At 71.6% G+C, this 14,850-nt stretch carries 16 protein-coding genes and 2 tRNA genes; 10 read left to right on the top strand and 8 right to left on the bottom strand.

The features are described from left to right. Window positions 1–139: 139 nt before the first annotated feature. On the top strand, window positions 140–1,963 hold the full coding sequence (locus tag MUB56_RS05095) for a phosphoenolpyruvate carboxykinase (GTP) (protein WP_244930823.1): 1,824 nt from the start codon (window positions 140–142) through the stop codon (window positions 1,961–1,963). Between the two features lie 71 nt (window positions 1,964–2,034). Continuing rightward, window positions 2,035–3,054, top strand: coding sequence for a LuxR family transcriptional regulator (locus MUB56_RS05090; protein ID WP_244930822.1), 1,020 nt, complete (start codon window positions 2,035–2,037; stop codon window positions 3,052–3,054). A gap of 11 nt (window positions 3,055–3,065) precedes the next feature. Here the strand turns inward: MUB56_RS05090 and MUB56_RS25865 are convergent, their stop codons facing one another. Next, window positions 3,066–3,194, bottom strand: coding sequence for a hypothetical protein (locus tag MUB56_RS25865; RefSeq protein ID WP_280637367.1), 129 nt, complete (start codon window positions 3,192–3,194; stop codon window positions 3,066–3,068). A gap of 157 nt (window positions 3,195–3,351) precedes the next feature. Here MUB56_RS25865 and MUB56_RS05085 point away from each other — a divergent pair, with 157 nt between their 5' ends. The 4 genes from MUB56_RS05085 to MUB56_RS05070 are packed head-to-tail and all read left to right on the top strand — an operon-like array spanning window position 3,352 to window position 7,338. After that, window positions 3,352–4,395: an iron-siderophore ABC transporter substrate-binding protein gene (locus MUB56_RS05085; protein ID WP_244930821.1), complete on the top strand. Its 1,044-nt coding sequence runs from the start codon at window positions 3,352–3,354 to the stop codon at window positions 4,393–4,395. Then, window positions 4,392–5,432: an iron ABC transporter permease gene (locus MUB56_RS05080; RefSeq protein ID WP_244930820.1), complete on the top strand. Its 1,041-nt coding sequence runs from the start codon at window positions 4,392–4,394 to the stop codon at window positions 5,430–5,432. The genes MUB56_RS05085 and MUB56_RS05080 overlap by 4 nt, the downstream gene beginning before the upstream one ends. Then, window positions 5,429–6,493 carry an iron chelate uptake ABC transporter family permease subunit gene (locus MUB56_RS05075; RefSeq protein WP_244930819.1) on the top strand — a complete coding sequence of 355 codons (1,065 nt, stop codon included), beginning with the start codon at window positions 5,429–5,431 and terminating at the stop codon, window positions 6,491–6,493. Before MUB56_RS05080 ends, MUB56_RS05075 begins: the two co-directional genes overlap by 4 nt. Further along, window positions 6,490–7,338, top strand: coding sequence for an ABC transporter ATP-binding protein (locus MUB56_RS05070; RefSeq protein WP_244930818.1), 849 nt, complete (start codon window positions 6,490–6,492; stop codon window positions 7,336–7,338). The genes MUB56_RS05075 and MUB56_RS05070 overlap by 4 nt, the downstream gene beginning before the upstream one ends. 75 nt (window positions 7,339–7,413) lie before the next feature. Here the strand turns inward: MUB56_RS05070 and MUB56_RS05065 are convergent. Continuing rightward, window positions 7,414–7,507: transfer RNA gene (locus tag MUB56_RS05065), tRNA-Ser, on the bottom strand. A gap of 89 nt (window positions 7,508–7,596) precedes the next feature. Then, window positions 7,597–8,082 carry a hypothetical protein gene (locus tag MUB56_RS05060; RefSeq protein WP_244930817.1) on the bottom strand — a complete coding sequence of 162 codons (486 nt, stop codon included), beginning with the start codon at window positions 8,080–8,082 and terminating at the stop codon, window positions 7,597–7,599. 112 nt (window positions 8,083–8,194) lie between these two features. On the opposite strand from MUB56_RS05060, the gene MUB56_RS05055 reads away from it, so the two are divergent. Continuing rightward, window positions 8,195–8,602: a hypothetical protein gene (locus tag MUB56_RS05055; RefSeq protein ID WP_244930816.1), complete on the top strand. Its 408-nt coding sequence runs from the start codon at window positions 8,195–8,197 to the stop codon at window positions 8,600–8,602. A 42-nt stretch (window positions 8,603–8,644) separates the two neighbouring features. Further along, window positions 8,645–8,732: transfer RNA gene (locus MUB56_RS05050), tRNA-Ser, on the top strand. 21 nt (window positions 8,733–8,753) lie between these two features. Here MUB56_RS05050 and MUB56_RS05045 read toward each other — a convergent pair. From MUB56_RS05045 to MUB56_RS05030, 4 genes are read right to left on the bottom strand one after another with little or no spacing between them, the layout of a single operon-like run. Then, window positions 8,754–9,803 carry an LLM class flavin-dependent oxidoreductase gene (locus MUB56_RS05045; protein ID WP_244930815.1) on the bottom strand — a complete coding sequence of 350 codons (1,050 nt, stop codon included), beginning with the start codon at window positions 9,801–9,803 and terminating at the stop codon, window positions 8,754–8,756. Between the two features lie 28 nt (window positions 9,804–9,831). Continuing rightward, on the bottom strand, window positions 9,832–10,152 hold the full coding sequence (locus tag MUB56_RS05040; RefSeq protein ID WP_244930814.1) for a hypothetical protein: 321 nt from the start codon (window positions 10,150–10,152) through the stop codon (window positions 9,832–9,834). Beyond that, a complete protein-coding gene (locus tag MUB56_RS05035) occupies window positions 10,149–11,657 on the bottom strand; it encodes an FAD-binding oxidoreductase (RefSeq protein WP_244930813.1) in 1,509 nt (502 codons plus the stop codon). The genes MUB56_RS05040 and MUB56_RS05035 overlap by 4 nt, the downstream gene beginning before the upstream one ends. Next, window positions 11,654–13,021 carry a (Fe-S)-binding protein gene (locus tag MUB56_RS05030; RefSeq protein WP_244930812.1) on the bottom strand — a complete coding sequence of 456 codons (1,368 nt, stop codon included), beginning with the start codon at window positions 13,019–13,021 and terminating at the stop codon, window positions 11,654–11,656. The genes MUB56_RS05035 and MUB56_RS05030 overlap by 4 nt, the downstream gene beginning before the upstream one ends. A gap of 50 nt (window positions 13,022–13,071) precedes the next feature. Here MUB56_RS05030 and MUB56_RS05025 point away from each other — a divergent pair, with 50 nt between their 5' ends. Together MUB56_RS05025 and MUB56_RS05020 are read left to right on the top strand one after the other, a co-directional pair. Continuing rightward, window positions 13,072–13,893, top strand: coding sequence for a GntR family transcriptional regulator (locus tag MUB56_RS05025; protein ID WP_244930811.1), 822 nt, complete (start codon window positions 13,072–13,074; stop codon window positions 13,891–13,893). 10 nt (window positions 13,894–13,903) lie between these two features. Further along, window positions 13,904–14,596 carry a cache domain-containing protein gene (locus MUB56_RS05020; protein WP_244930810.1) on the top strand — a complete coding sequence of 231 codons (693 nt, stop codon included), beginning with the start codon at window positions 13,904–13,906 and terminating at the stop codon, window positions 14,594–14,596. A 6-nt stretch (window positions 14,597–14,602) separates the two neighbouring features. Here the strand turns inward: MUB56_RS05020 and MUB56_RS05015 are convergent, their stop codons facing one another. Then, entirely contained in the window at window positions 14,603–14,836 is a 234-nt protein-coding gene (locus MUB56_RS05015) for a biotin/lipoyl-binding carrier protein (protein WP_244930809.1), read from the bottom strand. Window positions 14,837–14,850 lie beyond the last annotated feature (14 nt).

Genomic DNA, 14,850 nt, shown 5'->3' with positions numbered 1-14,850 from the left:
CTCTGCCCACCCATCTCGTCGGGCAACGGTGCCGGGCGAATTCAGCAACAGTCCACGACAGCCACGTCGACACGCTCGACGACTCGGCGACCCGGGCCCGCTGGCCCGGGCGCTGTGCACGGCGCGAGAGGGAACAGCTATGACAGCCGACACGCAGACCCGGAACCAGACGGCTCCCACGACCCACCAGGGCATCCTCGACTTCGTCAACGAGTTCGCCGAGTTGATGCAGCCGGACAGCATCCACTGGTGCACCGGCTCCGACGAGGAGTGGACCCAGCTGACCGACGCCCTGGTCTCGACCGGGACGTTCACCCGGCTCAACCCGGCGATCAAGCCGAACTCCTTCTACGCCGCCTCCGACCCGATCGACGTCGCGCGCGTCGAGGACCGCACCTACATCTGCTCGGTCGACAAGCGTGACGCGGGGCCCACCAACAACTGGATGGCCCCGGCGGAGATGAAGCCGCTGATGACGAAGCTATACGCGGGCGCCATGAAGGGCCGCACGATGTACGTCATCCCCTTCGTCATGGGTCACCTCGAGGCCGAGCAGCCGATGTTCGGCATCGAGATAACCGACTCCGCCTACGTCACCGCCTCGATGCGCGTCATGGCTCGGATGGGCTCCCACGTGCTGCGCCGGATGGAGGAGCTCGACGCCACCTTCGTCCAGGCCGTGCACTCCGTGGGCCACCCGCTCGCCGACGGCGAGAGCGACGTCGCCTGGCCCTGCAACGACACCAAGTACATCGTGCAGTTCCCCGAGGAGCGGACCATCTGGTCCTACGGCTCCGGGTACGGCGGCAACGCCCTGCTCGGCAAGAAGTGCTACGCCCTGCGCATCGCGAGCGTCATGGCCCGCGACGAGGGCTGGCTGGCCGAGCACATGCTGATCCTCAAGCTCACCAGCCCGGCCGGCGTCGTCAAGTACATCGCTGCCGCCTTCCCGAGCGCCTGCGGCAAGACCAACCTCGCGATGCTCGAGCCGACCATCCCCGGCTGGAAGGTCGAGACCCTCGGCGACGACATCGCCTGGATGCGCATCGGCGAGGACGGCCGGCTGTGGGCGGTCAACCCGGAGTACGGCTTCTTCGGCGTCGCGCCCGGCACCAACAACCACACCAACCCCAACGCGATGAAGACCATCGACAAGGGCAACTCGGTGTTCACCAACGTCGCGCTCACCCCCGAGGGCGACATCTGGTGGGAGGGCCTGGAGAACACGCCCGCGCAGGCGACCTCCTGGAAGGGCGAGCCGTGGACCCCCGAGTCCGAGGAGCTCTCCAGCCACGCCAACAGCCGCTACTGCACCCCGATCAAGCAGTGCGACATCCTCGCCGACGAGTACGACGACCCGCGCGGCGTCCCGATCGACGCGATCCTCTTCGGCGGCCGGCGCAAGACGACCGTCCCGCTGGTCTTCGAGGCGCGTGACTGGACCCACGGCACCTTCCTGGGCGCCACCCTGTCCAGCGAGACGACCGCCGCCGCGGTCGGTGCGGTCGGCGTCGTACGCCGCGACCCGATGGCGATGCTGCCGTTCATCGGCTACAACGCCGGCGACTACTTCAACCACTGGATCACGGTCGGCAAGGACAACGACGCCGCCAAGCTGCCGAAGATCTTCTACGTCAACTGGTTCCGTCGGGACGACGAAGGCGGCTTCCTGTGGCCCGGCTTCGGCGAGAACAGCCGGGTGCTGAAGTGGGTCGTCGAGCGCATCGACGGCCAGGCCGACGCCGTGGAGACCCCCGTCGGCTACGTGCCGACGCCGGGCGCCCTGGACACCGACGGTCTCGACATGACCGAGGAGGCGCTCGCCGCCGCCCTGGCGGTCGACCCGGAGGAGTGGAAGGCCGAGCTCCCGCAGATCCAGGAGTGGTTCGAGAAGTTCGGCGACGACCTCCCGGCCGTGCTCTGGACCGAGCTCGACGGGCTGCGCGCGCGCCTCGGCGCCTGACCCCAGGACCCATCGACGTCGGCCCCGCCCGGTTCGGGCGGGGCCGACGTCGCCTGTGCGAGCATGTGCCCGTGTCGAGTCAGGGCCCCGAGATCTCCGGTCCCGAGCGGCGCGCGCTGTTCGAGGCCGAGTCGACGTCGCTCTACGACGAGGCGCTCGCCTCCGGCGGACTCGCCGCGACCGACGAGCGGATCGTGGCGGGCGGCGCGCAGCACCGCGCCTTCGGGCTGCTGGTCGAGCTCGGCCTGGTCCGGCGCGACGCGGAGTCCGACACCTGGGTGGCCGAGGACCCGAGCACGGTCCAGTCGCGGGTCGTCTCCCCGCTCACCCAGGAGGGCTCCCGGCTGCTGGAGGAGTCCTCCCACTGGGCCCGGACCTTCGCGGGCCTGAGCACCAGCTGGCGACGCGCGCCGTCCACCGCCGGTCACGGGCCCTTCACCTACCTGCGGGACGAGGCGATCGGCCCGTTCCTCACCAGCCTGGTGTCCGAGGCGGAGGACGAGATGCTGACCGCGCAGCCGCAGGCCGGCCGCGACGCGCCGTCACTCGCCGAAGCAGCGGTGCGCGACATCGCGATGCTCGAGCGCGGCACCCGGATGCGCACCCTCTACCAGCACAGCGCCCGGCGCAGCTCGATCACGCACAAGTACGTCACCGCCGTCACCGAGCGCGGTGCGGAGGTCCGGACCCTCGACGAGTTCTTCAACCGGATGATCGTCGTCGACCGGCGGGTGGCGGTGATTCCCGCCGCGGACGACCTGCGCACCGCGATCGCCGTACGCGAGCCGTCCGTGGTGGCCTACCTGGTCGACATCTTCGAGCGCACCTGGGAGCGCGGCCGGCCTTTCGCGAACCGGGAGTCGTCGATGATGCGCGACATCGCCGCCGAGCAGCGGGCGATGACGATCCGGATGCTGATCGAGGGCCACTCCGACCCGGTCAGCGCGAAGCGACTCGGCGTCAGCCCCCGGACGTACGCCGGCTACGTGGCCGACCTGAAGCAGGAGTACGACGCCGAGACGCGCTTCCAGCTCGGCTACACGATGGGCACCCGCGGCGTCTCCGGCAACGAGACGCCCACCGAGAGCTGACCGGGAAAGCGCTACCGGACGACGCGGCAGAAGCCGCCGCAGCCCCAGCTGCTGGCCTGGGCCGGGGCCGGCAGCGCGACCAGCCCGAAGGTGACGACGGTGGCGGCGGCGAGGAGGGCTGCCTTGCGAGCGAGGTTCATGGGGGTGTCCTTCTGTCCGGGCTTCCACTGTCGGTGGGGCCACGCCCTGCTGGCAACCCCTCCCGCCGACCTGGGGGGGGCAAACCGCACACCGACTCACATGAAGACGCATCGATCCTTTAGGGTTGCCTTACCTAATCACGATCGGAGCACCTCCATGCGTTCCACACGCCTCCTCGCGGCGGCCACCGCCGCCGCCCTCGCTCTCGCCCTCAGCGCCTGCGGCAGCGAGAGCGAGTCCGGCGACACCGAAGCCGGCGCATCCGGCGGTGACTCGTCCGCGGCCTTCCCGGTCACCATCGAGCACGCCTTCGGCAAGACGACGATCGAGAAGAAGCCGGAGCGGGTCGCGACCGTCGCCTGGTCCAACCACGAGGTCCCGCTCGCGCTCGGCGTCGTACCCGTCGGGATGAGCAAGGCGACCTGGGGCGACGACGACAACGACGGCGTACTCCCGTGGGTCGAGGAGCAACTGAAGGAGCTCGACGCCGAGACCCCCGTGCTGTTCGACGAGACCGAGGGCATCGACTTCGAGGCCGTCGCCGACACCGCGCCCGACGTGATCTTCGCGGCGTACTCCGGCCTGACCAAGGACGACTACGACACCCTCACCAAGATCGCGCCCGTGGTCGCCTACCCCGAGGTCGCCTGGGCCACCACCTGGGAGCAGATGATCACCATGGAGAGCCAGGCCCTCGGCCTGGCCGAGGAGGGCGAGGAGCTGATCGCCGACCTCGACGCGCAGGTGGAGGAGTCGTACGCCGCGCAGCCCGCGCTGGCCGGGAAGAGCATCATGTTCGCCTTCCTCGACCCGAAGGACCTCAGCCAGATCGGCTTCTACACCAGCCACGACACCCGCCAGGGCTTCATGCTCGCCGCCGGGATGACCAACCCGGCGATCGTCGAAGAGGAGTCGGCCAAGACCGAGGAGTTCTACGTGACCCGGAGCGCTGAGGACGCCGAGGCGTTCGCCGACGTCGACGTCTTCGCCACGTACGGCGACCCCGACGGCGACCTGATCGAGCAGCTCCAGGCCGACCCGCTGCTGTCGAAGATCCCGGCGATCAAGCGCGGCTCGATCGCCATCCTCGAGGAGTCGACCCCGCTGGCCGCCTCGGCCAACCCCTCCCCGCTGTCCATCGGCTGGGGCGTCGACGAGTACTTCGAGCTGCTCGGCGCCGCCGCCGCCAAGGCGGAGTGACCGCGACCCTGGCCCCGCAGTCGTCCCCGACCGTCACGCGACGGTCGGGGACGACCCGCGTCCTGTGGGTGGCCGGGGCGCTGCTCGTCACGGTGCTCGCCGGGTTGGCCTCGGTCGCCTTCGGCGTCCGCACGGTCGGCTGGCACGACGTGGTCGCCGGCCTGGGCGGCGGCGAGGCCGACATCGCCCAGGCGGCGGTGCAGAAGCGCATCCCCCGCACCGTGCTGGCCATGCTCGTCGGGGCGGCCCTGGGCCTCGCCGGCGCCGTGATGCAGGGCGTGACCCGCAATCCCATCGCCGACCCCGGCATCCTCGGCGTCACCACCGGCGCCTCGCTCGCGGTCGTCTCCGGCATCGCCTTCTTCGGCCTGTCCTCGCCCGCGTCGTACACCTGGGTCGCCATCGCCGGAGCGGCGCTCGCGGCCGCCTTCGTCTACACGATCGGCTCCCTGGGCCGGGGTGGCGCCACGCCCCTGAAGCTGGCGCTGGCCGGAGCCGCGACCTCGGCCGCGTTCAGCTCGCTCATCAACGCCGTCCTACTGCCGCGCGTCGACATCCTGGACAGCTTCCGGTTCTGGCAGATCGGCGGCGTCGGCGGGGCGTCGTACGACCGGATGGGCCAGGTGCTGCCCTTCCTGGCCGTGGGCGCGGTCCTGTGCCTCCTCGCCGCCCGCGGGCTCAACTCGCTGGCCCTCGGCGACGACGTCGCCGCCGGTCTCGGTGAGCGGGTCGTCCTGACCCGGCTGCTGGCCTTCGTCGGCGCGGTCGTCCTGTGCGGTGCCGCGACCGCCGTCGCCGGCCCGATCGCGTTCGTCGGCCTCGTGGTCCCGCACCTGTGCCGGCTGCTGATCGGCATCGACCACCGCTGGCTGCTGCCGCTCTCCGCGATCGTCGGCGCCGCCCTGCTCACCGTCGCCGACGTCGTCGGCCGGGTCGTCGCGCGTCCGGAGGAGATCGAGGTCGGGATCATCACGGCGCTCATCGGGGCACCGTTCTTCATCTACATCGTCCGCCGGCAGAAGGTGCGTTCCCTGTGAGTGCCCAGACCCTCGACGCCCCTCGGGCTCCCGTCGACCCGGTCGTGCGCGTCGCCCGCGGCCGCCGCCGGCGCGCCGTACGACGCCTGCTCGTCATGGTCGTGCTCGCGGTCCTGGTGGCCGGCGTCTACGCGACCAGCCTGATGATCGGAAACACCTTCTACGGGCCGGGCGAGGTGCTCGACGTGATCCGCGGCGAGGTCGTGCCCGGGGCCTCGTTCACGGTCGGCGAGCTCCGGCTGCCGCGCGCCAGCCTGGCCGTGCTGACCGGTGCGGCGTTCGGCCTGGGCGGGGTCACCTTCCAGACCATGCTGCGCAACCCGCTGGCCGCGCCCGACATCATCGGGATCAGCTCCGGGGCGAGCGCGGCGGCGGTCATCGCGATCGTCGTCTACTCCCTCGACGGGGCCGCCGTCTCGGCGCTCGCCATCGCCGCGGCGCTCGGCACCGCCCTGGTCATCTACCTCCTCGCGTTCCGCGACGGCGTCGTCGGCACCCGGCTGATCCTGATCGGCATCGGCGTTGCCGCGATGCTGGAGAGCGTGGTCTCCTACGTCCTGCTCCAGGGGGCGGTCTGGGACGTGCAGACCGCGATGCGGTGGCTGACCGGCAGCCTCAACAACGCGTCCTGGGACCAGGCCCGGCCGCTCGCCCTGGCCATGCTCGTCGCCTGCCCGGTGCTGCTCGCCCAGGCCCGCAACCTCAACCTCCTCCAGCAGGGCGACGACTCGGCCTCCGCCCTCGGCGTCCGCGTCGAACGCACCCGGCTGGTCGCGATCGTCGCCGCCGTCGCGCTGATCGCCTTCGCCACGGCCGCCGCCGGCCCGATCGCCTTCGTCGCCTTCCTGTCCGGCCCGATCGCAGCGCGGATCATCGGGTCCGGAGGCTCCCTGATGGTCCCCGCGGCCCTCGTCGGCGCGTTGCTGGTGTCCTCGGCCGACCTGCTCGGCCAGTTCGCCTTCGAGAACCGCTACCCCGTCGGCGTCATCACGGGCGCGCTCGGGGCGCCGTACCTCATCTACCTCCTCGTCCGCTCCAACCGCTCCGGAGGATCGCTGTGACCGACGCCCACTCCCTCGTCGTCGAGGGCATCACCCTGGGGTACGGCGACCGCACCGTCATCGACGACCTCGACCTGGTCGTCCCGCCCGGGCAGATCACCGCGATCGTCGGCGCGAACGCCTGCGGCAAGTCCACCCTGTTGCGGGCCATGTCGCGACTGCTGGCCCCCCGGGGCGGCCGGGTGCTCCTCGACGGCAAGGCACTGCACAAGCTGCCGACCAAGGACGTCGCGCGCACCCTCGGGCTGCTCCCGCAGTCGCCGGTCGCGCCCGAGGGCATCGTCGTCGGCGACCTGGTCTCCCGCGGCCGAAACCCCCATCAGCGGGTGCTCTCGCGCTGGGCCGCCGACGACAGCGCCGCCGTCGCCGAGGCGCTGCGGCTCACCGACACCCTCGAGCTCGCCGACCGCAGCGTCGACGAGCTGTCCGGCGGCCAGCGCCAGCGGGTCTGGATCGCGATGGCGTTGGCCCAGCAGACCGACATCCTGCTGCTCGACGAGCCGACGACCTTCCTCGACGTCAGCCACCAGGTCGACGTACTCGACCTGCTCACCGACCTCAACCGCAGCCGCGGCACGACCATCGTGATGGTGCTGCACGACCTCAACCTGGCCGCGCGCTACGCCGACCACCTGGTGGCCGTGCGGGAGGGCCACCTGTACGCCGCCGGCGACCCCGGCCAGGTCCTCACCGCCGAGACGGTGCGTGACGTCTTCGGCATGGCCTCCCGCGTCGTCCCCGACCCGGTCTCGGGCAAGCCGATGGTGCTGCCCATCGGACGCCACCACGCCGACCCGACCGACGGCCGGGTCGAGGCCCTCGCGGGCCCGTCCGTCGAGGCCTGAGCCCCGAGTCCTGAATTCGGAACGAAGGAACCCCCGGCGAGCCAGGCTCACCGGGGGTTTCCTTGCGTCTATCTCTGGCGGAGGCGGAGGGATTTGAACCCTCGATGGGGTTGTAGCCCCAAACCCGCTTAGCAGGCGGGCGCCATAGACCGGACTAGGCGACGCCTCCTCGACAGCGCCGACAGGCTACTAGGCCGGTGCGGCGATCCACGAATCAGCCCCGACCTCGCGGTCAGATCGGGTGATCAGGCCGGGCGGTCAGACCGGGCGCAGACCCTGACCACGCTGGAGGTGCTGCTGCAGCTCGCGGACGAACTGCTCGCGGTCGATCGCGAGCGCCTGCACGGGGATCGTGGTGGTCCGGCCGTCCTTCAGGTGCAGGACGACGCAGGGGATGCCCCGCGGCGAGGCGGTGGCGGCGTCCGCGACGTCGGTCCACCGGGCCGCAGTCACGCCGGCGCCCCGGACCAGGCCGACCCGGTAGCCGTCCCGGTCGCAGCGGAGCACGAAGGACCGCGAGCGCAGCCGCCAGCCCAGCACGAAGACCGCCACCACGCTGACCACGAGCAGCACGACCAGGACGTCGGCGGGCAGGTCGAGGACGGCCACCAGGGCGGTCGCGGCGAACATCAGCAGGGCGGTGAGGACCAGGGCGAGCCCCACGAACCGGGCCGCGAACGCCGGGTTGAGTCGGTAGTCCACCGAGGCGGCGTCGGCGGGCGGGAGTGGAGCGGGGTCTGGCACCCTCCTATTGGACAACGCCGGTCCGGGCACCGGCCAATCCGGCCCTCGACGGCCTTGTGATCGGTCGTGAGCTGGGTCACACTCGAGCCCCAGACGCAGCCGGGAGGCGCCCATGGCCACGACCCGCACACCGACCACCAGCGGGATGACCGCCCGCCTGACGATCGCGCTCCAGGGCCTCGATCTGGCCCTCGACGCGCCGCGACAGCGGGGAGTGCCGCTCGGCAACTGGCGCTGGGTGGTCCGGCAGCGGATGGCGGCGCTGCGCGACGCGCTGGCCGGCGAGGCGGCGGGTCCCGACGACGGCTGGCTGGCCGCCCGCGGCGGCACGGCGTTCCGGGAGCGCAACGTGCTGCTCGGCCGGCTCAACCGGCTCGGGAGCGTCGTCCTGGAGACCGAATCGGTCGAGGAGGTCCGCATCGAGCTCAAGCGGCTCGTGGTCGACGTGCACCACCACGTGCAGCGGCTCAACGACCTCGCCTACGACGACGTGGAGCTGGAGCTCGGCGGCTCGGAGTGATCACCGCCTAGACTTCTCCCCGGCGCATCCCCGGATGCGCGAGGAGGGGTGCCGGAGCGGCCGATCGGAACCGCCTTGAAAGCGGTCGTAGGGAGACCTACCGCGGGTTCGAATCCCGCCCCCTCTGCCAACCCGGACCCGTCGTCGCGGCTCACGCGAACGCCGGCATCACCTGGTCGTGCACGAGCTGCAGCTGGGAGTTGATGTCCGGGACCCCCTCGAGCTCGCGACCCATCAGCGCCTTCACCAGGGCGGCGTCGGTGATGGCCAGGATCATGTGGTTGACCCCGGTCGGCTCGATCTGCTCCTTGATCCTCGCGGTGACCTCCTCGGGCGTGCCGGCGATGGAGAGACGCTCGGCCAGGTCGGGAGTGGTCAGCTCGATCCCACGCGCCATGTCGCCCGCGCCGATCGCCGCGATGATCGGTGCGACCTCGTCGGGCTGGACGCCGTTGCGCTTCAGCTGCTCGTGCGGCATCGAGGAGGCGTAGAGGCCGACCATGCTGCGGGCCGCGTCCTTGGCGACCGCGGAGTCCTCGGCGACGCAGAACACCACCCACGAGCCCAGGTCGAGGTCCTGCAGGTTCTTGCCGGCCCGCTCCGCGCCGATGGCGCAGTGCTCCATCATGTATTCGTAGGCCTCGCGGGTGTAGCTGAGCGCGTGGTGGCAGCCGTCGGAGAGTTCCGTCGCCGCCTCGAAGGACTTCGGTCCGCGCATCGCGCCCATCTTCACCGGCAGGTGCTCCTGGACCGGGCGGGCGAAGGTGAAGAGCCCGTCGTAGGAGAAGAACTCGCCGTCGAAGCTGATCACGCCGTCGTCGAGCAGGGTGCGGATCACGTGCACCGACTCCTTGACCCGCGACAGAGGCTTGGTCTTCGCCCAGTCGATCTTGTACTGCGCGAGCAGCCCGAAATTGCCGCTCGAGACGGCGACCTCGGCGCGCCCGCCGGTCAGCTCGTCGAGCGTCGCCGCGGCCTGGGCGATCAGCGTCGGCTCGCGCAGACAGACCCCGGAGATGCTGGGGCCGAGCCGGATCCGGCTGGTCGACGCCGCGGCCGCGGCGAAGAGCAGCCACAGGTCCTTGTGCCAGGTCTCGTCGGCCGCGTAGACGGCGTGGAAACCGAGCTCGTCGGCCCGCCTGATCGACGCCAGGGACTCGGTGAGTGGGTAGTCCGGCAACATCGCGTAGCTGAATCTCATCGGGTGACTCCTTCTCGAGAGGGCCGGGCTACCTGGCCGGCGCGGCGGGTCCGGGCGGTGGGGGGTCGTGCTCGACCTCGGCCAGCAGCTCCGAGCCCGTCACGACCCGGTCGGCGAAGTGGCGGTGCATCCAGTCGAGGTGGTCGTGCCGGCTGTTCATGATCCGGAGGCTGTCCCAGTTGGGGAACTGCTGTTGCAGCACCCAGCGCTCCATCAGCCGGGGGTCGACCTCGAAGACGTGCTCGAAGGTCGTGAGGGCCACGTCGGAGGCCCGTTCGGGCGGCGGCGGCTCGTGCTGCTCGGCGTACCGGTAGCCGATCGGGCGGTCCTGCTCCTCGGGGCACATCACCGGCCGCCCGGCTCGTAGGCCCGGTCGAGGTGGTACTTCCCGGGGTTCATGATGTTGTTCGGGTCCAGGGTGCGCTTGAGGTCGAGCATCAGGTCGTACCCGCGGCCCAGCTCGTCCGGGACGAGGTCCACCTCGCCCTCGCGGCACGAGCCGTGGCAGGCGCTGATCGAGCCGCGATGGGCCAGGGCGACCGCGGCGAGGTCCCGCTTGGCCGCGACCCAGAGCTCCCAGGCCCGGTCGTCGAGGTGCTGCTCCCAGATGCCGACGTCGATCTCGGTGAGGTAGTCGACGCCGGTGTCGGCGGAGGTGTAGGCGAACATCCCCCAGTCGTCGAAGACGTCGGTACGACGGCGCAGGTCGGCGACGATCTCGTGCCAGGCCTTCGAGACCGCGGGCAGCCGGGTGTAGTTGATGGCGGCGTCCTCGCAGTGCCAGCTCATCGGGACCACCTGGCCGTCCTTGGTGCGGCCGTGCAGCGGAGTCGCGTAGCGGTCGTGGCGGGCGGCCCAGTCACCCTCGGAGATCTCGTCCCCGAGGTAGCGGGCGCCGTACTCCCTGGCGATCCGGAACAGCCGCCGCCCGGCCGGGCGGACCTCGTCCTCGTAGCCGTACAGCACCGCACAGACCAGGGCGCGCACGTCGCCGGGCTGGGGGATGTAGGCCTCGTCGTCGCGACGCAGGTAGGCGACCTTCCACTCGTCGAAGAGCACCGCCCCGGCGAAGGTCGCGACCCCGGCCCGGGCCAGCGCGCCCACGCACCGGTAGGCGTCGTCGTAGTCGTCGAAAGCCCAGAACGGCGAGAGCTCGGCCTCCGGCTTCGGGTACAGCTTGAGCGTCGCCTCCGTCGCGACCCCGAGCGTGCCCTGGTGGCCCATGAACAGGTGCTTGAGCTGGTAGCCGCTGGAGGACTTGCTGATCTGGTGGCCGATCCCGTCACCGACGTGCATCACCTCGCCGGTCGGGAGCACGTGGTCAAAGCTGAGCACCAGGTCGCGGGTGTGGCCGTACCGGGCGCCGATCAGCGACCAGCCGCTGGTGCCGATCCGCCCGCCGACCAGCGAGCAAGGGTACGACGCCGGGTCGTCGGGGTAGAACAGACCGTGCCGCGCGAGCTGCTCGTTGAGCTTGAGCATGTTGATGCCGGCACCGACGGTCACCGTGCGGTTCTCCAGGTCGAGGGCGTGGATCTCGTTCATCCGCTTGACGTCGAGCACGATGCCGCCGCGCAGCGGCACGGCGCCGTCGGTGAGCCCGGTCCCCCCGTCCCGCGGTACGACGGGGACGCGCAGCTCGTTGGCGATCCGGACCACGCCGGCGACCTGCTCGGTGCTGGTCGGCAGCACGGCCAGGTCGGGCAGCCGCTCGGCCCACCGGTGCACCGGGAACGGCGCGGGGACGCGGGCACGGTTCAGCCGGTCGGCCTTGGAGGTGAGGATCTGGTCGTCGGCCAGCACGGTGCGCAGCGCGGTCACCACCTCGTCGAGGCGCTCGAGCTGGAGGGTCACGACACGCCTCCGTCCGTCGTGCCCCCGACCTCGATGCCGAGGGAGGCCGCGAGCAGCTCGTGGAGGTCGACCACGTCGATGTCGTGGCCCTCCCCGGCCGCCGACAGCGGGCGCTCGGACCACGGACAGGCGCTGACCAGGGTGTCGACCTCGAGGGCGGCCGCCTTCTCGAGACGGCTCGCCGAGATCCGCTCGGTGAGCTCCGGCTTCTCGATCGGCAGGCCCCCGCCGCCGCCGGAGCAGTACGACCACTGGGTGACCCGGTCGACGTCGTGGAAGGTCAGGCCGGGGATCGCGCGGAGGATCTCGCGGGGCTCCTGCCAGATCCCCTTGCGCTTGTTGAGCCGACAGGGGTCGTGATAGGTGATCGCCCGCTCGACGGGGACGGACGGCGTCAGGCGGCCCTCCCGGATCAGCTGGGCGAGGAGCTCGACGACCAGCACGACCTCGATGCCGTCGTACTCCTCGCCGAAGTAGCGGGGGTAGTCCTCGGTGAACGAGATGTAGTCGTGCGGGTCGAGCACGAGCACCCGCTTGGTGCCCGTCGAGCGCCAGTCGTCGAGGTTGTGGCGGGCGAACCGCTGCGCCTGCTCGACGTACCCCATCTCGGCGGCCGGGCCGCCGCAGCACCACTGCTCCCCCATCAGCCCGAACTCGTAGCCCGCCAGCGTCAGGATCTGGGCCACCGCCCGCGGCACCGAGGTGCGGTAGAACGCCGCCTCGCAGTCGACGAACAGCACCGTCTCGCCGCCGATCGGCAGGTCGAGTCCCGCGCTCCAGTCGCGCACGTGCTCCTGGCTGACCGGGGTCTCGCCGAGCACCGGCTCGTGGGTGAGCTCGTCGGTGCGGGCGTTCCAGGTGCGCCAGCCCTCCTGGTGCACGCCCTGGTCGACGGCGAGGGCCCGCACCGCCTTGACGACGTCGACCGTGCGGGTGCGGAACCGGTAGAAGTCACCGGTGAACAGCGTGTTGGGGCAGCGCAGCTCGCAGGCCCCGCACTGGGTGCAGTTGACGTAGTCGGCGGCGACGTCCTCGACGGTGAGCTCGCCGCGCTCCATCGCCACGACGTTGGCGTGGAAGGCGGTCGGGGTCCACGACTCGTTGCGGGTCACCTGCATCACCGGGCACACCTCGCGGCAGAACTTGTGCCCCGAGGAGAAGCAGTTGTACGCCGCGTTGCGCCACTCGGCGGCGAACGCCTGCTCGGGCGAGGGGGCGGGCGGGTCCGGGTCGGCGAGCGGCAGCGGCCGGCCGACGATCCCGTCGGTGAAGTCCGCCAGCTCGGCGGGGTTGTCGCGCATCCCGGGGGTGAACGGCGTCGACAGGGCGTCGCCGCCGCCCCTCCCACTCTCGGTCCGGGCCATCCGCGCCTCCCTTGAAGTGAGCCAGATCACACCGTGAGGGATGCAAACCTATGAGATTGAAGGTTTACTGGCAACCCCGATCCTGGGGTGGGAAGGCCGCCGAGCGCGAGGAGGACGACGCCGTGCGACTGCTGTCCGGCGACGCCCGCAGTGCGCTGCTCACGCCCCTGGACGGCGGCGGCCGGAGCGAGGCCGTGGCGCGCCGGCTCGGCAGCGCCATCGCCCTCGGCCTGATCGAGAACGGCGAGCAGCTGCCGTCGGAAGCGCACCTCGCAGCGGCGCTCAACGTCTCGACGGTGACCTTGCGGGAGGCGCTGGCCGAGCTGCGCGCGCGGGGTCTGGTGGAGACCCGGCGGGGACGGGGCGGCGGCAGCTTCGTCCGGATGTCGCCGGCCGCGCTGGCCGAGCTGTCCCGGGACCGGCTCGCCGAGGTCGGCACCAGCGACCTGCGCGAGCTCGGCGACATGCACGCGATGGCGGCCGGCTCGGCGGCCCGACTGGCGGCCGAGCGCGCCTCGCGCACCGAGCTGGCCCGGCTGCGCGAGCTGGTCGCGCGGATGGCGGACGCGCGCGACGCCACCGAGCTGCACCGGCTCGACGGCCGCTACTACATCGAGGTGGCGGCGGCCGCGCAGTCAGCCCGCCTGACCCGGCTGGAGATCGACCTCCAGTTCGACCTCGCGCAGGTCAGCTGGCGGCTCCGGTCGGACCGGGCCGCCGGCGCGGTGGCCGCGGAGCGGGCCGCGGTGGTCGACGCCGTGGCCGGGCATCGGGCCGACCTGGCCCGGGAGCTCACCGAGGCCCAGGTCGTTGCGGACACCCGGCGCCTGGTCGAGGACCACATCGCGACGAGCCGGTCGAGCGCGAGCTGAGGAGCGACGGATGAGCATCCCGAGGACCCGCGAACCCGCTGCCGTGATCGGCGAGGCGATCGAGGGCATCTTCGCCACCGTCGCCGAGGTACGCCGCACGACCCTGGCCCGCTTCGCCGAGGTCGCCGCCGCGCGCCGACGGCTCGCCGACGAGGACGTGCACGGCCTCGCCCCCGCCCTCGTGGACCTGCTCGGCTCGCCCGGCGAGGTGGCGGTCGGGCTAGGCGTCATTCTCGAGCCCGGCACGCTGGCCAGTCACCCGCTGCGGCTGGAGTGGTGGCACTCGGCCTCCGGACGCGAGGAGCCGGTCGCACTGGAGGTCGACCTGCACCCCGACAGCGTCGGGTTCTACGACTACGCGGCGGCGGACTGGTTCGCGGTGCCCCGGCGTACCCACGCCCGCCACGTGGTCGGCCCGTACGTCGACGTGCACGGCACCGACGGCTACATGCTCACGTTCACCATGCCGATGACGGTCGACGGGCGGTTCCTCGGCGTCGCCGGCGCGGACGTCCCCGTCACCCGCTTCGAGTCGCTGGTGCTCGGGCGGCTCGGCGACCACGACGCCGTCCTGGCCAACGACGAGGGCCGAGTCGTCCTCTCCACCTCGAGCCGGTGGATCACCGGCTGCCTGCTGCCCGAGCCGCGCCGCCCGGGCGGCACTCCGCTTCCCGAGGTGCCGTGGGAGCTGGTGGCGGGCTGAGAGTCCCTAGGAGACGACGAGCTCCACCAGCACGTCGCCCTCCTGGACGACGTCGCCGGGCGTGACCTTCACCGCACGCACGGAGCCGGCGACCTCGGCGAGCACCGGGATCTCCATCTTCATCGACTCCAGGAGCGCCACGGTGTCGCCGACGGCGACGGCGTCCCCCGCCTCGACCGCCACGCTCATCACGTTGGCGACCATCTCGGCGACGATCTCGGTGAGCTGTTCGCGGGCCATGTCGCGAACCTAGT

Source organism: Nocardioides sp. W7, assembly GCF_022919075.1.
In the GTDB taxonomy this organism is placed as follows: domain Bacteria; phylum Actinomycetota; class Actinomycetes; order Propionibacteriales; family Nocardioidaceae; genus Nocardioides.
The sequence above is the reverse complement of the archived record's forward strand: the minus strand, read 5'-3'. Positions and strand labels throughout refer to the sequence as shown.